We start from the raw sequence: 20,109 nt of genomic DNA, 5'->3' as shown, positions 1-20,109 counted from the left end.
CGCGAAGAGGTCCCATGCGAGCCCACGAGAACGCCCGAGAGCCCGCCGCCGGAACCGACCACGCGCCGGCGCGCGCCGACCGGGCGGGCGTCGACCGGGCGGGCGTCGACCGGGCGGGCGTCGACCGAAGGAGCTCCGACCGAACGAGCTCCGGCCGGACCGGCTCCGACCCGACGCACGCCCCCGCCGCCGGGGACGCGCGCGCCCGGGAGCTCCTCGCCCTCCAGCGGAGCGCCGGGAACACGGCCGTCGTCCTGATGCTCCGCCGGACCGGCCACCCCTGGGCGCGGGAGGAGCACCGGCACGGGGCGGGGTGCGGACACCGGGAGGCCGAGGGGCCCGCGGCGGTGCAGCGGTCCGCCGTCCACGACGTGCTGCGCGGCCCCGGACGCCCCCTGGACGACGCCACGCGCACCGACATGGAGGCCCGGCTCGGCGCGGACTTCTCCGACGTCCGCGTCCACGACGACGGCGCCGCGCGGGCGTCGGCGGCCGAGATCGGCGCCCGCGCCTACACGTCCGGCAGCCACGTCGTCATCGGGGACGGCGGCGGTGACGCGCACACCCTCGCCCACGAGCTCACCCATGTCGTCCAGCAGCGCCAGGGGCCCGTCGCGGGCACGGACGACGGCGGCGGCCTGCGGATCAGCGACCCCTCCGACCGGTACGAACGCGAGGCCGAGGCGAACGCGACCCGGGTGATGTCCCGGGCGGCGCCGGAGCGGACGGCGCCCCGGGACCACGACCACCGGCAGGAACGACCCTCCGGCCCCTCCCCGGCGGTCCAACGGGTCATGAGTCCCGAGGAGTTCAAGCAGGAGACGGCCGTGCCCGGCAAGGTCCGCGACCGGTCGACCGTCACGGGGATCGACCGGGGCCTGGAGGAGTACACCGCCCTCGGCCGCGACCGGGAGGGGCAGTTGGAGGCGCTCACCCGGCTCGTCGGCCTGTGCCGGGCGTACATGGACGGGAGGCGGACCTCGAAGCGGTACGCCGGGGTGGAGAAACTGCACGCCGAGGCCGCCACCGAGCGGGAACTGCTGGAGTCCGTACCGACGCGGCTCCCCCACGCGGAGCGCGACACCCCGGACGGCACGCCGGAATCCGACGCGGAGGCCACTCGGGTCCTCCACGAACTGCTGGGCCACGTGGACCGGCTCATGAAGCCGGACAGCGGGGCTAACGCGACGTTCGCCGACCACATGAACCACCTGAACATCCCCGCCCGGGTACAGACCACCGCCCGCGTTCTCACGTCCGACGGGTTCACCGCCCTGATGCGCGGCTTCGTCCGGAGGCTGGAGGAGGTGCGGGACGACCCCGGCCTGCCGGACGTGACGCGCCGGGTGCTGGAGGAGATCCTGCCGCTGGTGCACATGGTCTCCTTCCGGCCGTCGACCGTGTCCATCGGCATGTCCGCCCAGGAGCCCCACCAGTCCGGCGCCGGCCCCGACCGGCGCTACAACTTCAACGTGGACACCCAGGCACGCGGAGGAACCTCCTTCCTCCTCGGGCACATGGCCCACGAACTCACCCACGTCGCGGCGCACCAGGCCTACGACGCCACGGACCTCATGCTGCTGGCCCCCTACGCCTCCACCCCCGAGGTCGTGGGGGAGATCGCACGGTCCCGCAAGGCGACGCTGGCGTCCCTGGCCGGGGCGCTGGAGAAGGAGAGGGCCCTCTTCAACCCGATCCAGTACTCCCTGCTGGCGGAGAAGGTGGCGTACGGCGGCCAGATGGGCAAGGTCGCGCAGTACGCGAACGCCTTCCACAAGGCCGGAAAGCTGAGCACCGAGGACCGGGACAGGGCGACCGGCTGGGACCAGGCAGCCGGGGACGCCTCCGGGACGCTCGTCGAGTACGACACCGTCCTCAACCAGATGCTGATCTACCTCCACCTGTGGGAGACGCCCGTCACCGGCGAGTTCTACACCCTGCTGCGGGAGGCCGCCGACCGGGCCGCCACCGAGCGGGCGACGGCGCGCGCGGCACGGCTGAACGCCCAGGCCGGGGCGGGCGCCTCGCAGCAGTGACCGGGGCCGTTCGGCGGCACCCGCACCGGGCGCCGTCCGCTTACGCTGGTCGCCGGGGAACGACCACGGGGGGACGGTGCCGGTGACGGCGACGGACGTACGAGGGGCTCGGCCGCGGATAGCGGAGGTCGACGCCCTCCGGGGCTTCGCGCTCCTGGGCATCCTGCTGGTCAACGCGCCGATGGCGGCGGGCCCGTACGGCCTCCACGGCATCGCCGATCCGGACGCCTCCTCCCTCGACCGGGCCGTGGAGGCGGTCGTCCAGACCTTCGTGACCGGGAAGTTCTTCCTGCTGTTCTCGTTCCTCTTCGGCTACAGCCTCACCCTCCAGCTGGAGTCGGCCGCACGCGACGGCGCCGGGCCCGTGCCCCGGCTGCTGCGCCGCTCCCTGGGCCTGTTCGCCCTCGGGGCCCTGCACGCGGTGCTGCTGTTCTCCGGCGACATCCTCATGACGTACGCCGTGCTCGGCCTGGTCCTGGTAGCGGCGCGCGGCTGTTCGCCGGGGGTGGCCCGGACCGCCGCGCTGATCGTGCACGGGTGCGCGAGCGCCCTGCTGCTGCTCGTGGGGCTCGTCCCGCTGCTCATGTCCGACGCCGAAATGGCCGCCGTGAACGCCGGGGTCACCGACGGTTTTCCCGCGCTCGTCGCCGCCTACCGCGGCGACCCCGCGTCCGTCGTGGCCGCCAACGCGGGACTGCTGCCCGAGGTGCTCCTCACCCTCCCCCTGATGGGCGGCTTCGTCGTGACGGCCTTCCTGGCGGGCCTGTACTGCGGCAAGCGGCGCCTGCTCTCGGACGCGCCCGACGCCGCCACCGCGCGGATCCGCCACCGCCGGACGCGCCTCGTCTGTCTGCTCGGCGCCGCCGTGGGCCTGCCCGGCGGCGTCTTCGCGGCCCTGACCGCGGTCGGCCCGCTCGGCCCCCGCTGGGAGCTGCTCGGCCACGCGGTGAACACGGTCACGGCCCCGGCGCTCACCGCCGCGTACGTCTGCGGAATGCTGCTGCTCCTGCGCACCGCGCGCGGCGCGCGGGTGACCGCCCTCCTCGCCCCCGCCGGCCGGATGGCCCTGACGAACTACCTGGCCCAGTCCCTGGTCCTGGCCCTCGTCTTCACCGGCTACGGCCTCGCCCTCTACGACCGCCTCGGCACGGCCGCCGTCACCCTCGGCGCCCTCGCCCTGTACGCCGCCCAACTCGCCCTCAGCGCCAGGCTGATGTCCACCCGCCGGCACGGCCCGGCGGAGTGGCTCCTCCGCACGGTCACCCTGGCCCGCCCACCGGGCGACCGGGCGGCGCCCCGGGCGTCCGCCTGAGCCGCACGGACGACGCCGGCGGGCGCGCTAGGCGGTGGCGATCCGTACGGCCGCGAGGGCGACGCCGAGGTGGGTGGTGACGAGCACGAACCACTCGTACGCTCCGAGGCGGGGACGGTGGCGGGCCATGAGGCGCCAGTTGTCGACGCCGCACGCGACGGCGAGCAGGAGGAGGGGGACCCAGAGGAGGGCCCACCAGGTCCAGACCCCGCCGAACCTCAGCACGACGCACGCGAGCGCGGCGAACAGGCTCGCCAGGTACCAGCCCGGCTTCTCCGCGCCTTCCGCGCCGCCCTCCGCACCGTCCTCCGGTGCCGCCGCCGGGACGCTTCCGTCTTCCGCCCGCATCCGATTCCACTCCCCCGTACACATGTCGACGTGCGGCCCGGGAAACGGCCTGGTCAGGGCTTTTCGGGCAGCACCGGCAACGTAACCCGGCGCGTTCGCCCGGTCAAAGGGCGTGCGGGGCGGGTGCGTTCGGGGGGCGCGGTTCCCGGCGCGTCCCTAGGATCGGTCCATGGCCTCTCACCCCTGCTCACGCCCGGGGACCTCGTCCCTCTCCCTCTGGTCCAGGGACTCGTTCCTCTCCATCGGTTCCGTGGGCTCGATGCTCTCCATCGGCTCGGTGGGCTCCTTCCTCTCCATCGGCTCGGTCGGCTCCGCCCACTCGTTCGCCTCGATCGGCTCCTGGGCGAGCGCCGGATCGGTCGGCTCGGCCCTGTCCGTGGCCTCGGTCGGCTCCTGGCTGAGCGTCGGCTCGGTCTTCTCCGCCCGGTCGAACGGAGCGGTCCTGTCCTGGCGCTCGCACGGCGGGGTGCTGGCGGCGGGGGCGGTCGTGGGGCTGGCGGCGGGCGTGGCCGCCCTGTGCTCGGGGGCGCGACGGGGGCGCTGACCGGGCGGCGGTGATCCCGGGCCCGCCGGGTCGGCCCGATATATACTCGCGGCAGTCGGATATAAGACCTGTCGGAGGCGCTCATGTCCAAGACCCTGATCGACATCGACGACGACGCGCTCGCCTTCGCACAACGGCAGCTCGGCACCCGGACCAAGCGGGACACCATCAACCGCGCGCTGACGATAGCGGCGTCGATCAGCGCGGACGACCGCGCCCGGGCGCTGCGGTGGCTCCAGGAGAACGCCGAGGACTTCCTCGACTTCGACTTCCTGGAGGAACAGGAGCGGTCCGGTCGATGAACTACCTCGCCGACACGTCGGCGGTGTGGCGGCTCCTGCGCCGGCAGGTCGGGGAACCCTGGCCGAGCCGCGTGGCGCGCGGCCAGGTCTCCCTCTGTCCGCCGGTCGAGGCGGAACTCATGCGGGCGCTGCGCTCCGACCGTGACCACGAGCCGTTCACCACCATGCTCGCCCAGTCCTTCACCTGGGTCCCGGCACCGGAGGATCCCTGGCCCGAGGTCATCGCCGTGCAACGGGACCTGCTCGCGATCGGGCACCACCGCGGGCCGTCGCCGATGGACGTCCTGATCGCGCTCACGGCCGAGCGGCACCGGCTGACCCTGCTGCACGTCGACGACGACTTCGCCGCCATCGCCAAGGTGCGACCGGGCATCGACATGGTCCGGCTGCTGCCCGAAGCCTGACCGCGCCCGTCACGCGACGGCGGAGATCGCGCCCCCGGGAGTGCCGGTCCGCTGCTGTCGGCGGTATGCGGCGCCGTCCTTCGTACGGGAGAGGAAGCCGCCGGTCACGAGGTACCGGCGCAGGGCCGGGAAGTCCTCGTGCACGCCCTTCAGGGCCTCGTTGACCTCGGACTCCCGGTAGGTACGGCCGGTCTCGAAGAGGGTCGCGGCGAGGTGCGCGAGCAGCGCCTCGCGGCGGGCGGCGCGGCGCGGGACCGCCTTGAGGCGTCCGTCGGCGGCGAACAGGTCCGCGACGGACGCGACGGGCGGGTACGGAGGACGACTGGTCATGGACGAGGAGCCTGGCCCCCGGGCCCCGCCCGCCGCAAAGGGTTTTCGACGGCCCCGCGCGCCGGCGGTGCGGAAGGGTTTCGGTCGGGTCGCCCCGCGCGCCGTCAGCGCACGATGACGTTCACCGCCTGCTGCACCGTCGGCAGCATCGACGAGATGCCGGCCCGCTCCATGATCGGCCGCGCCCGCTCCACGAAGGCGAGGAACTGGTCCTCGGAGTCCCAGAAGTCGACGACCTTCCAGCCCCCTTCCCCGTCGGGCCCGGCCGCGTGCGCGATGAGCCCGTCCGCCGGGAACCAGTCGACGTCCCCGAACCGCCGCATGATCTCCTCGTACTGCTCCTCGGTCCCACCGGGAATCTCGACGGTGACGATGACGGCCATGGTGTCGCTCCTGTACGCGCGGGGAAGGGTCCCGCCCAGCACAGCAGCCGCCTCGGGGCCCCGCACGGGGGCCGGGCCGAACGAGCGAAGGGCCCGGCCGGGTGCGACCTCGCTCCCGCCCCCGGGCGGTGGGAGACTTTCCCGTAGGGGCCGCGGGCGACCGAGGCGAGGAGCGTGTGCGATGGCACCGGAACCGGAAGGCCACGGGGACGCCGCGCCCGGCCCTCCCACCCGGCGCCGGGGACGCGACGAGTCGCCCGAGGAGCGCGCGGACCGGATGTGGGCCGACCTGCTGCAGGAGCTGCGGGTGGCCCAGACCGGCGTGCAGATCCTCTTCGGCGTCCTCTTCATCGCCGTCTTCCAGCCCGCCTTCACCGACCTCGGCGACACCGACCGCGCCCTCTACGTCACGGCGGTCGTCCTGGGCGCGGCCAGCGCGGGGTCCCTCATCGGCCCGGTGTCCCTGCACCGGATGGTCGCGGGCCGCCGCATCAAGCCGCAGACCGTGGTGATCGCCGCCCGGATGGCCAGGACCGGACTGCTGCTGCTCGCGGTGACCACCGTCCTGACCCTGCTCATGCTCCTTCGGGTGGCCCTCGACGACACGCTCGCCGCCTGGCTGGCGGGCGCCGTCGGCGTCTGGCTGTTCACCCTCTGGTTCGCGCTCCCCCTCTGGGTGAGACGCCACTACACCAGCCGCGAGTAACCCGGACGCGCTGCGTGCCGAGACCCGGGGTGCCGGGAGCGGTCAGACCGCGTACGCCCGCGCGAACGCGGTGAACGCGGACCAGGCAGCCGGGGTGGCGGTCAGCTCGCCCGCGGCGTGGTCCTTGGTGTCCCGGACGCGGACGAGGGGGAGGTTGTCGGCGACCTCGACGCAGGCGTCGTTGTCGTTGCCGCTGTACGTGCTCTTGCGCCAGTTCGGCGAGGTCTCAGCCATGATGTTCCTTCGCGATAGAGCGCATTAGTTCGAGGGACACTCGAACGCCCAGAGCATCCTGTTGCAGGAGATCATAGACCCGCTGAAACCTCATCACTTCTGCCGGTTCCTCGGTGTAGTTACCCGTGCTGAAGCCCTCTCGATAGGCCCCTCGCCCGCCCTTGGGAAGGGTGAGGAGCGTGAAGGAACCAGCAAGCGGCACGCACCTCATGGGAAGCACCTGGATGTTCACGTTGGGGCGTTCGCACATGGCCATCAGGTGCTCTATCTGCTCACGCATCGCCCGCTTGCCGCCGGTCTCACGGCGTAAGCAGGCCTCATCCAGCACGATCATCATCCAGGGCGGGTCGGGCTGCTCAAGCACCGCCTGGCGCTCCAATCGCCTTCGCACGAAGTCGTCGATCTGGGTCGCGTCCCCCGCGAGACCCGCTTCCATCGCTCCGCGCGCATAGTCGGCGGTCTGGAGCAGCCCCGGCACGACGATGGAGAACTCGTGGATGGCGGTGGCTTCGAGCTGGCGGCGCAGATAGGTCTTCGCGTAGTCGCGAACGCTCTGCTGGCTCACGATCTTCACGAGGTTCACCAGGGAGTCGGGCGGGAGCTGGAGCACCACCTCCAGTTTCTTCGCCAGGTCCCGGTCCGGGGGATCCTCGCCCCGCTCGATCTCGGAGATCCGGGTCGTACTGCTGAAGACCTTCCCCGCCAGATACGTCTGCGTCCACTCACGCCCGAGCTCCAGCCGGGCCTCGCGAACCATGTTCCCGAGGTACTGCTCGATGCTGTCGCCGGGGTCCAAATCCTGGGGTCCTGGCATATGCCCCGTTCCTCACCTGCGCAATGGAACTCAACTCCTGGAAAGCGTAGGGCGGCACGCGCGATCGTGAAGGCGTCCCGGAAAAGATCCACCGGAAAGGGAACCCTCCATGAGCACACCCCCTCCCCCCACCCGCCCCGTCACCGAGGCCGAAGCCACCCGTGTCTACCGGGAGCTCAAGGACGCCATGGACACCGCCGGCCTCCCCACGAGCGGGCTCTACCGGGACGTCACGCACGGCCCCGGCGGGGACACGCACCGGTACGGGCTCGGGACCGTCGGCGTCGGCGGCGCCAAGCGGCTGACCGTGCTCCTGCGGACCGCGCGGGCGGTTGAGAAGTGAGCTACCGGATCGGCGACGTCGTGACCGACGCGCAACGGGCGCTCACCGGGCAGGTCCGGTCCGTGAACGGGAACATGCTGGTCCTGGCCCGCCCCAGCGGCTACCTGTGGGAGGCGGCGGCCGAACAGTGCTGGACGGCAAGCCCGGAGGAGCGCGCGAGCCTCACCCCGCGCGACGCCCTGCGCGTCATCAGCACCTCGCCCAGAGAGCCATCTCCCGAACCTGAACGATGATGTGACCGCGCGTCACTCGAATGGGCGGTCTTCACTCTGAGTGTCTGTCCGGGCATATGCCAGCGCGGTACGTTCGCGCAAAACGGCCCTCACCGATGACCTGAGACCCATCGGCGAGGGCCTGAACCACTAGTGGACAAGGCCCCACCCGTGATCTACCGCAACGTTATCGCGCCCACGCACGCCTTCGGCCAGTACTCGCACGACATCATCCGCCACCCCCGCCTCGACTCCGACGCCGTACGCCTTCTCACCTGGCAGCTCTCCCTCCCCCGGGAAGCCCGCGAATCACTCTCCCGCACCGCCCAGCGCGCCCGGATCGGAGCCTGCGCCTTCACACGCGCCAAACGACAGCTCAAAGACGAAGGATTCGTCCACGAGCGACGGGTCCAGGGCGCCGGCGGACTCTGGATCACCCAACAGCTCGTCTCCAGCACCCCCCTGACCGCCGACGAAGCCACCAAGATCCTCGCCCGCAACCCCCTCCCCACCTGCCAGGAAACGGCGTCCCCGCAGGTCGCACCGAGTCCCCGGAATCGAGCCGCCGGTGCCCCGACCGCCGGTGCTCCGAAGACCCCGTCGACCGGCGGCCATCCAGAGAAAGAACCCGTAGAGAACACCTCCAACCTTCCGTCGCCCACCGACGAGCCGGTCAGCGAACCGGTCAGCGAACCCGACGAGACGCCCGCCAGCCCCCGGCAGGAAGAAGCCCGCGCCCTCATCGGCACCCTCCCCCTCCTCTCCCCCGCCCTCCGGCACATCCCACCCGCCATGCACGACGAACTCACCCACCTCGCCACCCGCTGGCTGGAGGCCGGACACACCCCCACCGACGTCCACGAACACGTCCTACGCGGCCTGCCCGGCACCGGAACACCCGTACACCGACCCGGCGGGCTGATCCGGTACCTACTGCGGGAAGTACCGCCCCGCACCCTGCCCCAGCTCGCGTCATCGCCGCCCGACGGCCCCCGGCTCTCCCCGCGGCTCGCCGGGACACGGGAGTGCGCCGGGGAGCACACCCAGCCGATGCTGTTCCGGCCCGTCGCGGACGAGGCGTACTGCCGGGAGTGCGCGGCCGGGGGCGGGCCCGGGACACGGCGGGGGTGCGCACCCCCGCCCACGGTGCGAGAGGTGCCGGGACGGGCTGTGATGGGGTGATGAACAACAGCCCCGGCTACCGGCCCCTCACGAAGGTCCTCCACTGGAGCGTCGTGGTCGCGTTCGCCGTCCAGTTCGTCCTCGGGTACGCGCTGGACACCTCGGAGTCCGGGCGCGGCCGGGGCCGGGGGCGGGGCGGCGAGTCCGGGCGGGGGCGCGGACGCGGAGGCGGCTACGAGTCCTTCGGCGAGGACGCGCTGCTGACCGCCCACGTGCTCGTCGGGGCCCTCATCGTGGCCCTGGGGGTGGCGCGGCTGCTGTGGCGGCGGCACATCGGGCTGCCGCCCTGGGCGCCGACGCTCACGTTGTTCGAGCGCCGCCTCGCCCACCGTACGGAGGCCGCGCTCTACGCGCTGACCTTCGTCGTCCCCGTCACCGGAGCGCTGCTCCTCGCCTCGGGCGACGACGGTCTGCTGTGGGTGCACGTGACCGCGCAGGTGTGCTTCCTCGCCGCGCTCGCCTGCCACGTCGGGCTGGTCCTCAAGCACCAGTGCGTCGACCGCGACCGGCTGCTCCTCCGCATGTTCTGAAACACGCACCGTCCGCGCCCGGCGGGCACAATGCACCCATGACCGCCGAGGAAGAGCACGAGCTGCTCCAGCGCTGGAACGCCACCCTGCTCGCCGCCCGCGCCGGCCGCGAGGGCCCCGACCCCGCCCCGTACGGGCGGAACCTGCTCGCCCGCTGGGCCGAGCCGCAGCGCCGGTACCACACGGTCGACCACCTGCGGGCGGTCCTCGACCGCGTCGACGAGCTGACCGACCAGGGCGGCGAGGGCGGCGAACTGGAGCTCGTACGGCTCGCCGCCTGGTTCCACGACGCCGTCTACCGGCCCGACCGCTCCGAGAACGAGGAGCGGTCGGCGCTCCTGGCCGAGAAGGCCCTCGCCGAGGCGGGCCTGACCCCGCACGAGGTGGCCGAGGTCGCCCGCCTGGTCCGCCTGACCGTCACCCACGACCCGGCCGACGGCGACCTCAACGGCGAGACCCTCTGCGACGCGGACCTCGCGATCCTGGCGAGCGCCCCCGACACGTACGCGCGGTACGCGGCGGCGGTCCGCGAGGAGTACGCCTTCGTCCCCGAGGACACCTTCCGCGAGGGCCGCGCCGCCGTCCTCCGCCACCTCCTCGACCTCCCCCGCCTCTTCCGCACCCCGTACGGCGCGGCGGTGTGGGAGGAGAAGGCCCGGGAGAACGTGGAGCGGGAGCTGAAGGAACTGAGGGGCGTGCCGAGTACGGGGTGAGCCCGACACCCACCCGGCGCGCGCCCGGCGCACAAGTGACCGTCTCGTATGACAAGACGACCCGGCGCCGAGGAATGACAGCAATCAATCACGGGTTGACCCATGTCATGCCCTCCTCCTCCGACGGGCCGGCGGCCCCCGCCCCCGCGTCCCCCCGTATGCCGACGGCCGTCTACATCCTCGGCCTCTCCGTCTTCGCGCTCGGGACGAGCGAATTCATGCTCTCCGGGCTGCTCGAACTCGTCGCGGAGGACATGGACGTCTCCATCCCGAGCGCCGGGCTGCTCATCTCGGCCTTCGCGATCGGCATGGTGGTGGGCGCCCCGCTCCTCGCCGTGGCGACGCTCCGGCTCCCCCGCAAGACGACCCTGGTCGCCCTGATCACCGTCTTCGGCCTCGGGCAGGTCGCGGGCGCCCTCGCGCCGAACTACGCGGTGCTCTTCGCCTCCCGGGTCGTGAGCGCGCTCGCCTGCGCCGGGTTCTGGGCGGTCGGCGCGGCCGTCGCCATCGCGATGGTGCCGGTGGGGGCGCGGGCCCGGGCCATGGCCGTCATGATCGGCGGGCTCTCCATCGCCAACGTCCTCGGCGTCCCCGCCGGCGCCTTCCTCGGCGAGCGCCTCGGCTGGCGCGCCGCCTTCTGGGCCGTCGGCCTCGCCTCCGCGATCGCCCTCGTCGGCGTCCTCACCCGCATCCCGCGCATCCCGCTCCCCGAGACCCGGCCCCGGCTCAAGCGGGAGCTGACGATCTACCGCGACCCGCAGGTCCTGCTCTCGGTCACCGTCACCGCGCTCGCGGCGGGCGGCGTCTTCTGCGCCTTCTCGTACCTCGCCCCGCTCCTCACCGACGTCTCCGGCCTCGGCGAGAACTGGGTCTCGATCGTCCTCGGGCTCTTCGGCATCGGCGCCCTGGTCGGCACGACGATCGGCGGCCGGATCGCGGACGCGCACCTCTTCGGGGTGATGCTCAGCGGCATCGCCGCCTCGACCGTCTTCCTGGTCGCCCTGGCGCTCTTCGCCTCCAGCCCGGTCGCCACGGTCCTGCTGGCCTTCCTCCTCGGCGTCTCCGCCTTCTACACCGCCCCGGCCCTCAACGCCCGCATGTTCAACGTGGCCGGCGCCGCCCCCACCCTCGCGGCCGCCACCACCACCGCCGCCTTCAACCTCGGCAACACCGGCGGCCCCTGGCTCGGCGGCACCGTCATCGACGCGGGCCTCGGCTTCGCCTCCACGGCGTGGGCGGGCGCGGCGATGACGGCGGTGGGGCTGGTGGTGGCGGCGGTGGCCCTGAGGCTGTCCCGCCGGACACCGGGCGACGGCCACGTCGTGGCCGGAAGCCCGGCCACCGCCCCCGAGCGGGACGACCGGGAGTGCGCCCTGCCGGGCTGAGACGGGAGGGGTGGGGCGGGCACGCGAAACCGGGGCGGGCCCGTAAGGCAAGAGGCCCGGGCCGGGGCGGGCCCGTAAGACGAGAGGCCGGGACCGGGGCGGGCCCGTACGACAAGAGGCCGGGTCGGAGCAGGCCCGTATTCGGGCGGGGCCAGGACCTCTTCGCGTACGTCCCCGCTCCCGCCCCCCTCAGCCCGCCGGCCGCCCCTTGGGCCTCCGCAGGCCCGCCGCCGTGAGGCGGTGGAGGAGTTCCTTCGAGCCGACCTCGACCGCGCCGCCGGTCACCGCGGCCGCGTAGTGGTCGGCCGGGATGTCGTAGTGGTCCCGCTCGAAGGCGCGGCGCGGGGCGCCGATCGCGGCCGCGAAGGCGTGCAGCTCCTCGAAGGAGACGTCGCTGACCAGGTGCGACCACATGCGGCCGTGCCCCGGCCAGGTCGGCGGGTCGATGTACAGCGTCACGTCAGCCCGCCCACCGGCGCCACCACCACGCCCTGCTTGCCGCAGACCCAGTGCGGGTCCGGGCCCAGCTCCGGCTCCACGTCGAGGGCGTGCGGGTCGCCCGAGGCGCAGACGGGGCAGATCGGCCAGCGTCCGTACCGTTCGAGCAGGGAGTCCTGCACGTCCTGGGCGACGAGCCCCGCGACGTACGACACCCCCTCCGGCCACTGCTCGACCCACCAGCGCCGGTGGGTCACCGACTCCTCCACCATCGACACGACCTCCGCCGCGGCGACCTTCCGGGCCGCCAGATCGGCCAGTACCAGCGCGCGGGCGGTGTGCAGCGCCTGTTCCACCGCGTCGATGTCGTCCATGCCCTCATTGTCACCCGGCCCGGGAGGAGGCGGGAAGGGCGAAGGTTCCTTCCGGATCCGGACACCGGAAGGGGCTTGTCGCCCCACCCTTCCGAAAGTATCTTTCAGGCGTGACCAATGACGTGAAGGAAAGTTTCAGCAGCGACGCGCCCCCGGCCCCCGCCGCCCTCGCCGCCAAGGTGCGGACCCTCGCGCCCTCCATGACCCGCTCCATGCAGCGGGTCGCCGAGGCCGTCGCCGGAGACCCGGCCGGCTGCGCCGCCCTCACGGTCACCGGCCTCGCCGAGCTCACCGGCACCAGCGAGGCGACCGTCGTCCGCACCGCCCGCCTCCTCGGCTACCCCGGCTACCGCGACCTGCGCCTCGCCCTCGCCGGACTCGCCGCCCAGCAGCAGTCCGGCCGCGCGCCCGCCGTCACCGCCGACATCGCCGTCGACGACCCCATCGCCGACGTCGTCGCCAAGCTGGCCTACGACGAGCAGCAGACCCTCGCCGACACCGCCGCCGGACTCGACACCGTCCAGCTCGGCGCCGCCGTCGCCGCCCTCGCCACCGCCCGCCGCGTCGACATCTACGGCGTCGGCGCCTCCGGGCTCGTCGCCCAGGACCTCGGCCAGAAGCTGCTCCGCATCGGCCTGGTCGCGCACGCCCACAGCGACCCGCACCTCGCCGTCACCAACGCCGTGCAGCTCCGCTCCGGCGACGTCGCCATCGCCATCACCCACTCCGGCTCGACCGGCGACGTCATAGAACCGCTCCGGGTGGCCTTCGACCACGGCGCGACGACCGTCGCGATCACCGGCCGCCCGGACGGCCCCGTCACCCAGTACGCCGACCACGTCCTCACCACCTCCACCGCCCGCGAGAGCGAACTCCGCCCGGCGGCCATGTCGTCCCGCACCAGTCAACTCCTGGTCGTGGACTGTCTGTTCACCTGTGTCACCCAGCGGACGTACGAGACGGCCGCCCCGGCCCTCGCCGCCTCGTACGAGGCCCTGGCCCACCGGCACTCGCCCCGTACGCGCTGAGCCACCCGTACCCGCCGAAGCACCCGCACCCGCTGAAGCACCCGCATCCGCCGAAGCACCCGCACCCGTACCCGTAAAGCCCCCGGCGCCGACGACGCCGCCGTACCGAAAGAGCCGCACGTGTCCGCTTCCGCCTCCGCTTCCACGTACTCCGAACTCCGCGCCCAGCTCGCCACCCTCACCACCGAGGCCTTCCGTCCCGAGCTCGCGGAGATCGACCAGCTCCCGACCCTGGAGATCGCCCGCGCCATGAACGGCGAGGACCAGACCGTCCCCGCCGCCGTCGCCCGGCAGCTGCCCGCCATCGCCGCCGCCATCGACGCCACCGCCGAGCGCATGGCCCGCGGCGGCCGCCTGATCTACCTGGGCGCGGGCACCGCCGGGCGCCTCGGCGTCCTCGACGCCAGCGAGTGCCCGCCCACCTTCAACACCGATCCCGCCGAGGTCGTCGGGCTCATCGCGGGCGGCCCCTCCGCCATGGTCAAGGCCGTCGAGGGCGCCGAGGACTCCAAGGAACTCGCCGTCGCGGACCTCACCGCGCTCGGGCTCACCCCCGACGACACCGTCGTCGGCATCTCCGCCTCCGGCCGCACCCCGTACGCGATCGGCGCCGTCGAGCACGCCCGCGCCCTCGGCGCGCTCACCGTCGGCCTGTCCTGCAACGCCGACAGCGCGCTCGCCGCCGCCGCCGAGCACGGCATCGAGGTCGTCCCCGGCCCCGAGCTGCTCACCGGCTCCACCCGGCTCAAGGCCGGCACCGCCCAGAAGCTCGTCCTCAACATGATCTCGACGATCACGATGATCCGGCTCGGCAAGACCTACGGGAACCTGATGGTCGACGTCCGCGCCTCCAACGAGAAGCTCCAGGCCCGCTCGCGGCGGATCGTCGCGCTGGCCACCGGCGCGCCCGACGAGCGGATCGAGACCGCCCTCGCCGCCGCCGACGGCGAGGTGAAGAACGCCATCCTCATGATCCTCGCGGACGTCGACGCCCCCACCGCCGCCAAGCTCCTCACCGACTCCCGGGGCCACCTGCGCGCCGCGCTGCACGCCCGGTAGACCCCGCCGCACCGCTCCCCTCCCCCACGCACAGCAAGGCACCACCGCACCATGAGCACAGACGACAAGAACCGCGCCGTCGCCGCCGCGATCCTCCCCCTCGTCGGCGGCGCCGGGAACATCACCTCCGTCGCCCACTGCATGACCCGCCTCCGCCTCGGCCTGCGGGACCGCTCGCTCGTCCGGGACGAGGACCTCAAGGCCCTGCCGGCCGTGATGGGCGTGGTCGAGGACGACACGTACCAGATCGTCCTCGGGCCAGGCACGGTCGCCCGCGTGACCCCGGAGTTCGAGGCCCTGGTGGCCGAGGCGCCGGTGTCCGGGGCTCCGGCGGACGGGGCTCCGGTGTCCGGGGCCCTTGTGGACAGCACCCCGGCGGGCAGTGCCCCGGCGCCCTCCGCCGACGGCCTCGCGGCGCAGGGCGCGGCGCTCAGGGCGGCCCGCAAGGCGAGGAACCGGACCCCGTTCAAGCTGTTCCTCCGCCGGATCGCGAACGTCTTCGTCCCGCTGATCCCCGCCCTCATCGGCTGCGGCATCATCGCCGGCCTCAACGGCCTCCTGATCAACCTCGGTTGGCTGCCCGGCGTCACCCCCGCCCTCGCCGCGATCGCGAGCGGCTTCATGGCCCTCATCGCGGTCTTCGTCGGCTTCAACACGGCGAAGGAGTTCGGCGGCACGCCGATCCTGGGCGGCGCGGTCGCGGCGATCATCGTCTTCCCGGGCGTCGCCAAGGTCGACGCGTTCGGCCAGACCCTCTCCCCCGGCCAGGGCGGTGTGCTCGGCGCGCTGGGCGCGGCGGTCCTCGCGGTGTACGTGGAGAAGTGGTGCCGCCGGTGGGTGCCGGAGTCCCTGGACGTCCTGGTCACCCCGACGCTCACGGTCCTGGTCTCCGGCCTGGTCACGATCTTCGGCCTGATGTTCGTCGCGGGCGAGGTCTCGACCGCGATCGGCACGTTCGCCGACTGGCTCCTCGCGCACGCCGGCGCGGGCGCGGGCCTCCTCCTGGGCGGCCTGTTCCTGCCGCTGGTGATGCTGGGCCTGCACCAGGCGCTCATCCCGATCCACACCACGCTCATCGAACAGCAGGGCTACACCGTCCTGCTGCCCATCCTGGCGATGGCGGGCGCGGGCCAGGTCGGCGCGGCCATGGCCGTCTACCTGCGGCTCCCCCGCAACGGCTCCCTCCGCCGCACCATCAAGTCCGCCCTGCCGGCCGGTTTCCTGGGCGTCGGCGAGCCGCTGATCTACGGCGTCTCGCTCCCGCTGGGCCGCCCCTTCGTCACCGCCTGCGTGGGCGGCGCCTTCGGCGGCGGCTTCGTCGGCCTCTTCAGCATGTGGGGCACCAAGGTCGGCTCGACCGCGATCGGCCCGTCGGGCTGGGCGCTCTTCCCGCTCCTCGACGGCGACAAGGGCCTGGGCGAGACGATCGCGATCTACGCGGGCGGCCTGCTCACCGGCTACCTGGCGGGCTTCGTGGCCACGTACTTCTGGGGCTTCGGCGCCCGGCTCCTGGAGGAGTTCAACGTGGACACGGAAGCGGGCCCGGAGACGCCGGTGGCCGCCTCGAAGAGCACGACGGGCCCCGGACAGGACGGTGGACGGAACCCCGGACAGCACCCCGGGCCCGAACCGGAATCGGAGCCGACCCCGGAACCGGCCAAGGCCTGAGATCCCGTACGGGAGAACCCCCGCCGCTCCCTAGACTCCACCCCCATGACGACCACCCAGCGCATCGCCGCCGACCTCGCCCCCACCGGAGTCCTCCGCGCCTCCGTCAACCTCGGGAACCCGGTGCTCGCCCAGGGCACCCCCGAGAACCCCTCCGGGATCACCGTCGACCTGGCCCGGGAGATCGGGGCGCGGCTCGGGGTCGGGGTCGAGCTGCTCTGCTTCGACGCGGCGCGGAAGTCCTTCGAGGCGATGGCGGACGGACGGGCCGACCTCTGCTTCCTCGCCGTGGACCCGGCGCGCGAGGCGGAGGTCGCGTTCACCGCGCCGTACGTCGTCATCGAGGGGGTGTACGCCGTGCCGCGCGACTCCGCCCTCACCACGGTCGGGGAGGTCGACGCCCCCGGCGTCCGGATCGGGGTCAAGAAGGGCTCCGCCTACGACCTGTTCCTGTCCCGGACCCTCACCCACGCGACCGTCGTACGCGGCGAGGAGGGCGTCGACGTCTTCCGGGCCGAGGCCCTGGAGGCGGGCGCGGGCATCCGGCAGCCCCTGACCGCGTACGTACGGGAGAACCCCGACGTCCGGCTGATCGAGGGCCGCTTCATGGAGATCCGCCAGGCGGTCGGCACCACCCTCTCCCGCACCCCGGAAACCCTCGCCTTCCTCCGCGCCACGATCGAGGAACTGAAGACGAACGGCTTCGTCACGGACGCCCTGCGCCGCGCGGGCCAGGACACGGGCCTGCTGGCCCCGCCGGCCTGACGGAAGCGGCCCCGCGCCGCCCCGGACAACGCCCGAGGGCGGCACCCCCTGGGGGTGCCGCCCTCGTTCGCGTTCAGCGATGAACCGCCGATCCCGGGATCCGGAGATCCCCGAGGATCAGAAGTCCATGTCACCGCCCGGCATACCGCCGCCGGCCGGCGCGGCGGCCTTCTCCGGCTTGTCGGCGATGACGGCCTCGGTGGTGAGGAACAGCGCGGCGATCGACGCGGCGTTCTGCAGCGCGGAGCGCGTCACCTTCGCCGGGTCGATGATGCCCTCGGCGATGAGGTCGACGTACTCGTTGGTCGCGGCGTTCAGGCCGTGGCCGACGGGCAGGTTGCGGACCTTCTCCGCCACGACGCCGCCCTCGAGGCCGGCGTTGACGGCGATCTGCTTCAGCGGGGCCTCCAGGGCCAGCTTCACGATCGCGGCACCGGTGGCCTCGTCGCCGGAGAGGTCGGCCTCGAGCTTCTCGAAGACGGTCGACGCCTGGAGCAGGGCCACGCCACCGCCGGCGACGATGCCCTCCTCGACGGCCGCCTTCGCGTTGCGGACGGCGTCCTCGATGCGGTGCTTGCGCTCCTTGAGCTCGACCTCGGTCGCGGCACCGGCCTTGATGACGGCCACGCCGCCGGCCAGCTTCGCGAGGCGCTCCTGGAGCTTCTCGCGGTCGTAGTCCGAGTCGCTGTTCTCGATCTCGGCGCGGATCTGGTTCACGCGACCGGCGACCTGCTCGCTGTCACCGGCACCGTCGACGATGGTGGTCTCGTCCTTGGTGATGACGACCTTGCGGGCGCGGCCCAGCAGGTCGAGGCCCGCGTTCTCCAGCTTGAGGCCGACCTCCTCGGAGATGACCGTGCCGCCGGTGAGGATGGCGATGTCGTTCAGCATGGCCTTGCGGCGGTCGCCGAAGCCCGGGGCCTTGACCGCGACGGACTTGAAGGTGCCGCGGATCTTGTTGACGACCAGGGTCGACAGGGCCTCGCCCTCGACGTCCTCGGCGATGATCAGCAGCGGCTTGCCCGACTGCATGACCTTCTCCAGGAGCGGGAGCAGGTCCTTCACGGAGGAGATCTTGGAGTTGACGATCAGGAGGTAGGGGTCGTCGAGCGACGCCTCCATGCGCTCCATGTCGGTGGCGAAGTACGCCGAGATGTAGCCCTTGTCGAAGCGCATACCCTCGGTGAGCTCCAGCTCCAGACCGAAGGTCTGGGACTCCTCGACGGTGATGACGCCTTCCTTGCCGACCTTGTCCATCGCCTCGGCAATGAGCTCGCCGATCTGGGTGTCGGCGGCGGAGATGGAGGCCGTGGAAGCGATCTGCTCCTTGGTCTCGACATCCTTCGCCTGCTCGAGGAGGGCGCCGGAGACGGCCTCGACGGCCTTCTCGATGCCGCGCTTGAGGGCCATGGGGTTGGCACCGGCGGCGACGTTGCGGAGGCCCTCGCGGACGAGCGCCTGGGCGAGGACGGTGGCGGTGGTCGTACCGTCGCCGGCGACGTCGTCCGTCTTCTTGGCGACTTCCTTGACCAGCTCGGCGCCGATCTTCTCGTACGGGTCCTCGAGCTCGATCTCCTTGGCGATGGAGACACCATCGTTGGTGATCGTGGGGGCGCCCCACTTCTTCTCGAGGACGACGTTGCGGCCCTTGGGGCCGAGGGTGACCTTGACGGCGTCAGCGAGCTGGTTCATGCCGCGCTCGAGACCGCGCCGGGCCTCCTCGTCGAACGCGATGATCTTGGCCATGTGAAGTGGTCCTCCCGGACATGGGGTGGATAACGCTCCAGGACCGCGCCGACGCCCGCGACGGACGGCCTCCGCGGCTCCGCGTGGTTCCTTGCCCCACCCGGACGGCGGCCTCGTCTGCCCGATCCTCGTAGCACTCTCACCTTCCGAGTGCTAACGCCAATGATTAGCACTCGCCCTAGGAGAGTGCAAGCGACTCTCGGGTTTCGGGAAGGGGGCGGGAGGGGGCGGGGCGGGGCGGGAACGCGCGAGGGGCCCGCGTCCCCTGGGGGATGCGGGCCCCTCGACGGCGTTGCGTCGGTGGCCGATCGCGCCGCGCTCAGACGGCGAGCTTGACCATGTCCGCCTGCGGACCCTTCTGGCCCTGCGAGATCTCGAACTCGACTCGCTGTCCCTCTTCGAGGCTGCGGTAGCCATCCATCTGGATCGCGCTGTAGTGGACGAAAACATCCGCACCACCGTCGACCGCGATGAAGCCGTAGCCCTTCTCCGCGTTGAACCACTTGACGGTGCCCTGAGCCATGCCTAACTCCCCTATTACTGGCCCTTGCGCGGGGCCGCACTTCACGAACCCCGGGTCAGACCCTGCGCCGGAACGCGTCGACCGCCGCTGAATGTATCTGTCCAACTGCCCTCTGCAACAGGCCATTCGGGCGAGAATTCTGGGCAGCACGGAAAGGAGGATTGGGGAGATTCCCCTGAATCGCGGGGCAAGTCGGGCCCGGCAAAGCGCGCAGAAGGTGCACAACGCGCACACAGTTTGACTGCTTCTTGTCAGGTCGAGGCGCGTTTTCATATGCGCCCGGCAAGAGCAGCGGAGGGGACTTCCCCAACTCTACCGCGCTCAACCATGCAGAATTGCCCCTTCCGCTTATGGACGCGGAAGGGGCAATTCAAGAAAGTCGGGACAACGAGAACCGCTCGGCGGAGACGGCTCAGCAGCCGCCGGCGACCGCCGGGATGATCGAGACGCCGGAGCCGGCCGGGGTGGCCGTCTCCAGGCCCTGCTCGAAGCGCACGTCGTCGTCGTTCACGTAGACGTTGACGAAGCGGCGCAGCTTGCCCTGGTCGTCCAGGACGCGGGCGGCGATGCCCGCGTGGTTCTTCTCCAGGTCCGCGATGACCTCGGCGAGGGTCGCGCCCTCGGCCTGGACCTCGGACTGCCCGCCGGTGTAGGTGCGGAGGATGGTGGGGATGCGGACGTTCACGGCCATGACGTGCTTAACCTTTCGGAGAGCCGGGGTACCGGGAGG

General features: G+C 72.4%; 26 protein-coding genes. 16 read left to right on the top strand and 10 right to left on the bottom strand.

Annotated elements, in window-relative coordinates; genetic code table 11:
• Nucleotides 1-14: 14 nt before the first annotated feature.
• On the top strand, nt 15-2,036 hold the full coding sequence (locus tag ACIQVI_RS13205) for a DUF4157 domain-containing protein (protein ID WP_403594765.1): 2,022 nt from the start codon (nt 15-17) through the stop codon (nt 2,034-2,036).
• A gap of 82 nt (nt 2,037-2,118) precedes the next feature.
• The gene (locus tag ACIQVI_RS13200; RefSeq protein WP_403594762.1) at nt 2,119-3,348 is read left to right on the top strand and encodes a DUF418 domain-containing protein; all 1,230 of its coding nucleotides are present in this window, start codon (nt 2,119-2,121) and stop codon (nt 3,346-3,348) included.
• 27 nt (nt 3,349-3,375) lie between these two features.
• On the opposite strand, the gene ACIQVI_RS13195 is transcribed toward ACIQVI_RS13200, so the two are convergent.
• Nucleotides 3,376-3,696 (bottom strand): hypothetical protein, encoded by a 321-nt coding sequence (locus ACIQVI_RS13195; protein WP_403594759.1) that lies wholly within the window; start codon nt 3,694-3,696, stop codon nt 3,376-3,378.
• A gap of 169 nt (nt 3,697-3,865) precedes the next feature.
• On the opposite strand from ACIQVI_RS13195, the gene ACIQVI_RS13190 reads away from it, so the two are divergent.
• The 3 genes from ACIQVI_RS13190 (at nt 3,866) to ACIQVI_RS13180 (ending at nt 4,946) form a co-directional block, all read left to right on the top strand.
• On the top strand, nt 3,866-4,240 hold the full coding sequence (locus tag ACIQVI_RS13190; protein ID WP_403594756.1) for a hypothetical protein: 375 nt from the start codon (nt 3,866-3,868) through the stop codon (nt 4,238-4,240).
• Between the two features lie 83 nt (nt 4,241-4,323).
• Nucleotides 4,324-4,542 carry a type II toxin-antitoxin system VapB family antitoxin gene (locus ACIQVI_RS13185; RefSeq protein ID WP_403594753.1) on the top strand — a complete coding sequence of 73 codons (219 nt, stop codon included), beginning with the start codon at nt 4,324-4,326 and terminating at the stop codon, nt 4,540-4,542.
• Nucleotides 4,539-4,946 (top strand): PIN domain nuclease, encoded by a 408-nt coding sequence (locus ACIQVI_RS13180; protein ID WP_403594750.1) that lies wholly within the window; start codon nt 4,539-4,541, stop codon nt 4,944-4,946. Before ACIQVI_RS13185 ends, ACIQVI_RS13180 begins: the two co-directional genes overlap by 4 nt.
• A gap of 9 nt (nt 4,947-4,955) precedes the next feature.
• On the opposite strand, the gene ACIQVI_RS13175 is transcribed toward ACIQVI_RS13180, so the two are convergent.
• Both ACIQVI_RS13175 and ACIQVI_RS13170 read right to left on the bottom strand, forming a co-directional pair.
• A complete protein-coding gene (locus ACIQVI_RS13175) occupies nt 4,956-5,276 on the bottom strand; it encodes a DUF2087 domain-containing protein (protein WP_403594747.1) in 321 nt (106 codons plus the stop codon).
• A 104-nt stretch (nt 5,277-5,380) separates the two neighbouring features.
• Nucleotides 5,381-5,659: a hypothetical protein gene (locus ACIQVI_RS13170; RefSeq protein ID WP_403594744.1), complete on the bottom strand. Its 279-nt coding sequence runs from the start codon at nt 5,657-5,659 to the stop codon at nt 5,381-5,383.
• Nucleotides 5,660-5,840: 181 nt separating this feature from the next.
• Here ACIQVI_RS13170 and ACIQVI_RS13165 point away from each other — a divergent pair, with 181 nt between their 5' ends.
• Nucleotides 5,841-6,365, top strand: a complete 525-nt coding sequence (locus tag ACIQVI_RS13165) for a DUF6328 family protein (RefSeq protein WP_403594741.1) — start codon at nt 5,841-5,843, stop codon at nt 6,363-6,365.
• 42 nt (nt 6,366-6,407) lie between these two features.
• Here ACIQVI_RS13165 and ACIQVI_RS13160 read toward each other — a convergent pair whose 3' ends face one another.
• Complete coding sequence (locus ACIQVI_RS13160) at nt 6,408-6,599, bottom strand: DUF397 domain-containing protein (protein ID WP_403594738.1); 192 nt, start codon at nt 6,597-6,599, stop codon at nt 6,408-6,410.
• Nucleotides 6,592-7,413 carry a helix-turn-helix domain-containing protein gene (locus tag ACIQVI_RS13155; protein ID WP_403594735.1) on the bottom strand — a complete coding sequence of 274 codons (822 nt, stop codon included), beginning with the start codon at nt 7,411-7,413 and terminating at the stop codon, nt 6,592-6,594. Before ACIQVI_RS13155 ends, ACIQVI_RS13160 begins: the two co-directional genes overlap by 8 nt.
• A 109-nt stretch (nt 7,414-7,522) precedes the next feature.
• Between ACIQVI_RS13155 and ACIQVI_RS13150 the strand changes: the two genes are divergently transcribed.
• From ACIQVI_RS13150 to ACIQVI_RS13125, 6 genes are all read left to right on the top strand, one after another.
• A complete protein-coding gene (locus ACIQVI_RS13150; protein WP_403594732.1) occupies nt 7,523-7,756 on the top strand; it encodes a hypothetical protein in 234 nt (77 codons plus the stop codon).
• A gap of 20 nt (nt 7,757-7,776) precedes the next feature.
• Entirely contained in the window at nt 7,777-7,989 is a 213-nt protein-coding gene (locus ACIQVI_RS13145) for a hypothetical protein (protein WP_403594729.1), read from the top strand.
• Nucleotides 7,990-8,139: 150 nt separating this feature from the next.
• Nucleotides 8,140-9,150, top strand: a complete 1,011-nt coding sequence (locus ACIQVI_RS13140) for a hypothetical protein (RefSeq protein WP_403594727.1) — start codon at nt 8,140-8,142, stop codon at nt 9,148-9,150.
• On the top strand, nt 9,150-9,680 hold the full coding sequence (locus tag ACIQVI_RS13135; protein ID WP_403594724.1) for a cytochrome b: 531 nt from the start codon (nt 9,150-9,152) through the stop codon (nt 9,678-9,680). The genes ACIQVI_RS13140 and ACIQVI_RS13135 overlap by 1 nt, the downstream gene beginning before the upstream one ends.
• 38 nt (nt 9,681-9,718) lie before the next feature.
• Nucleotides 9,719-10,393 carry a hypothetical protein gene (locus ACIQVI_RS13130; RefSeq protein ID WP_403594721.1) on the top strand — a complete coding sequence of 225 codons (675 nt, stop codon included), beginning with the start codon at nt 9,719-9,721 and terminating at the stop codon, nt 10,391-10,393.
• Nucleotides 10,394-10,551: 158 nt separating this feature from the next.
• Nucleotides 10,552-11,778, top strand: coding sequence for a Cmx/CmrA family chloramphenicol efflux MFS transporter (locus ACIQVI_RS13125; RefSeq protein ID WP_403596819.1), 1,227 nt, complete (start codon nt 10,552-10,554; stop codon nt 11,776-11,778).
• Between the two features lie 189 nt (nt 11,779-11,967).
• On the opposite strand, the gene ACIQVI_RS13120 is transcribed toward ACIQVI_RS13125, so the two are convergent.
• Both ACIQVI_RS13120 and ACIQVI_RS13115 read right to left on the bottom strand, forming a co-directional pair.
• Entirely contained in the window at nt 11,968-12,237 is a 270-nt protein-coding gene (locus ACIQVI_RS13120; RefSeq protein ID WP_121830461.1) for a DUF4031 domain-containing protein, read from the bottom strand.
• A complete protein-coding gene (locus ACIQVI_RS13115; RefSeq protein WP_351970945.1) occupies nt 12,234-12,590 on the bottom strand; it encodes a hypothetical protein in 357 nt (118 codons plus the stop codon). The genes ACIQVI_RS13120 and ACIQVI_RS13115 overlap by 4 nt, the downstream gene beginning before the upstream one ends.
• Before the next feature lie 110 nt (nt 12,591-12,700).
• On the opposite strand from ACIQVI_RS13115, the gene ACIQVI_RS13110 reads away from it, so the two are divergent.
• The 4 genes from ACIQVI_RS13110 to ACIQVI_RS13095 all read left to right on the top strand — a co-directional run bounded on the left by ACIQVI_RS13110 (nt 12,701) and on the right by ACIQVI_RS13095 (nt 17,110).
• Nucleotides 12,701-13,618 carry a MurR/RpiR family transcriptional regulator gene (locus ACIQVI_RS13110; protein ID WP_351970944.1) on the top strand — a complete coding sequence of 306 codons (918 nt, stop codon included), beginning with the start codon at nt 12,701-12,703 and terminating at the stop codon, nt 13,616-13,618.
• A 120-nt stretch (nt 13,619-13,738) separates the two neighbouring features.
• Nucleotides 13,739-14,677 (top strand): N-acetylmuramic acid 6-phosphate etherase, encoded by a 939-nt coding sequence (gene murQ / locus ACIQVI_RS13105; protein ID WP_351970943.1) that lies wholly within the window; start codon nt 13,739-13,741, stop codon nt 14,675-14,677.
• 51 nt (nt 14,678-14,728) lie between these two features.
• The gene (locus ACIQVI_RS13100; protein WP_403594716.1) at nt 14,729-16,345 is read left to right on the top strand and encodes a PTS transporter subunit EIIC; all 1,617 of its coding nucleotides are present in this window, start codon (nt 14,729-14,731) and stop codon (nt 16,343-16,345) included.
• A gap of 45 nt (nt 16,346-16,390) precedes the next feature.
• Nucleotides 16,391-17,110 (top strand): transporter substrate-binding domain-containing protein, encoded by a 720-nt coding sequence (locus ACIQVI_RS13095; protein WP_403594713.1) that lies wholly within the window; start codon nt 16,391-16,393, stop codon nt 17,108-17,110.
• Between the two features lie 117 nt (nt 17,111-17,227).
• Here ACIQVI_RS13095 and groL read toward each other — a convergent pair whose 3' ends face one another.
• The 3 genes from groL to ACIQVI_RS13080 form a co-directional block, all read right to left on the bottom strand.
• Nucleotides 17,228-18,856: a chaperonin GroEL gene (groL, locus tag ACIQVI_RS13090; RefSeq protein WP_062753193.1), complete on the bottom strand. Its 1,629-nt coding sequence runs from the start codon at nt 18,854-18,856 to the stop codon at nt 17,228-17,230.
• Between the two features lie 319 nt (nt 18,857-19,175).
• A complete protein-coding gene (locus tag ACIQVI_RS13085; RefSeq protein ID WP_015035246.1) occupies nt 19,176-19,379 on the bottom strand; it encodes a cold-shock protein in 204 nt (67 codons plus the stop codon).
• A 412-nt stretch (nt 19,380-19,791) separates the two neighbouring features.
• On the bottom strand, nt 19,792-20,070 hold the full coding sequence (locus tag ACIQVI_RS13080; RefSeq protein WP_030221840.1) for a MoaD/ThiS family protein: 279 nt from the start codon (nt 20,068-20,070) through the stop codon (nt 19,792-19,794).
• Between the last annotated feature and the right edge of the window lie 39 nt (nt 20,071-20,109).

This window comes from Streptomyces sp. NPDC098101 (assembly GCF_044760185.1).
Lineage (GTDB): Bacteria > Actinomycetota > Actinomycetes > Streptomycetales > Streptomycetaceae > Streptomyces.
This window is presented reverse-complemented; position numbering and strand designations above follow the sequence as displayed.

What these genes read in the sequence shown, in the direction of transcription:
- ACIQVI_RS13205 (WP_403594765.1), top strand. Translation starts at nt 15, where the DNA reads ATGCGAGCCCACGAGAACGCCCGAGAGCCCGCCGCCGGAACCGACCAC.
- ACIQVI_RS13195 (WP_403594759.1), bottom strand. Translation starts at nt 3,696, where the DNA reads ATGCGGGCGGAAGACGGAAGCGTCCCGGCGGCGGCACCGGAGGACGGT.
- ACIQVI_RS13190 (WP_403594756.1), top strand. Translation starts at nt 3,866, where the DNA reads ATGGCCTCTCACCCCTGCTCACGCCCGGGGACCTCGTCCCTCTCCCTC.
- ACIQVI_RS13185 (WP_403594753.1), top strand. Translation starts at nt 4,324, where the DNA reads ATGTCCAAGACCCTGATCGACATCGACGACGACGCGCTCGCCTTCGCA.
- ACIQVI_RS13180 (WP_403594750.1), top strand. Translation starts at nt 4,539, where the DNA reads ATGAACTACCTCGCCGACACGTCGGCGGTGTGGCGGCTCCTGCGCCGG.
- ACIQVI_RS13175 (WP_403594747.1), bottom strand. Translation starts at nt 5,276, where the DNA reads ATGACCAGTCGTCCTCCGTACCCGCCCGTCGCGTCCGTCGCGGACCTG.
- ACIQVI_RS13170 (WP_403594744.1), bottom strand. Translation starts at nt 5,659, where the DNA reads ATGGCCGTCATCGTCACCGTCGAGATTCCCGGTGGGACCGAGGAGCAG.
- ACIQVI_RS13165 (WP_403594741.1), top strand. Translation starts at nt 5,841, where the DNA reads ATGGCACCGGAACCGGAAGGCCACGGGGACGCCGCGCCCGGCCCTCCC.
- ACIQVI_RS13160 (WP_403594738.1), bottom strand. Translation starts at nt 6,599, where the DNA reads ATGGCTGAGACCTCGCCGAACTGGCGCAAGAGCACGTACAGCGGCAAC.
- ACIQVI_RS13155 (WP_403594735.1), bottom strand. Translation starts at nt 7,413, where the DNA reads ATGCCAGGACCCCAGGATTTGGACCCCGGCGACAGCATCGAGCAGTAC.
- ACIQVI_RS13150 (WP_403594732.1), top strand. Translation starts at nt 7,523, where the DNA reads ATGAGCACACCCCCTCCCCCCACCCGCCCCGTCACCGAGGCCGAAGCC.
- ACIQVI_RS13135 (WP_403594724.1), top strand. Translation starts at nt 9,150, where the DNA reads ATGAACAACAGCCCCGGCTACCGGCCCCTCACGAAGGTCCTCCACTGG.
- ACIQVI_RS13130 (WP_403594721.1), top strand. Translation starts at nt 9,719, where the DNA reads ATGACCGCCGAGGAAGAGCACGAGCTGCTCCAGCGCTGGAACGCCACC.
- ACIQVI_RS13125 (WP_403596819.1), top strand. Translation starts at nt 10,552, where the DNA reads ATGCCGACGGCCGTCTACATCCTCGGCCTCTCCGTCTTCGCGCTCGGG.
- ACIQVI_RS13115 (WP_351970945.1), bottom strand. Translation starts at nt 12,590, where the DNA reads ATGGACGACATCGACGCGGTGGAACAGGCGCTGCACACCGCCCGCGCG.
- ACIQVI_RS13100 (WP_403594716.1), top strand. Translation starts at nt 14,729, where the DNA reads ATGAGCACAGACGACAAGAACCGCGCCGTCGCCGCCGCGATCCTCCCC.
- ACIQVI_RS13095 (WP_403594713.1), top strand. Translation starts at nt 16,391, where the DNA reads ATGACGACCACCCAGCGCATCGCCGCCGACCTCGCCCCCACCGGAGTC.
- groL (WP_062753193.1), bottom strand. Translation starts at nt 18,856, where the DNA reads ATGGCCAAGATCATCGCGTTCGACGAGGAGGCCCGGCGCGGTCTCGAG.
- ACIQVI_RS13085 (WP_015035246.1), bottom strand. Translation starts at nt 19,379, where the DNA reads ATGGCTCAGGGCACCGTCAAGTGGTTCAACGCGGAGAAGGGCTACGGC.
- ACIQVI_RS13080 (WP_030221840.1), bottom strand. Translation starts at nt 20,070, where the DNA reads ATGGCCGTGAACGTCCGCATCCCCACCATCCTCCGCACCTACACCGGC.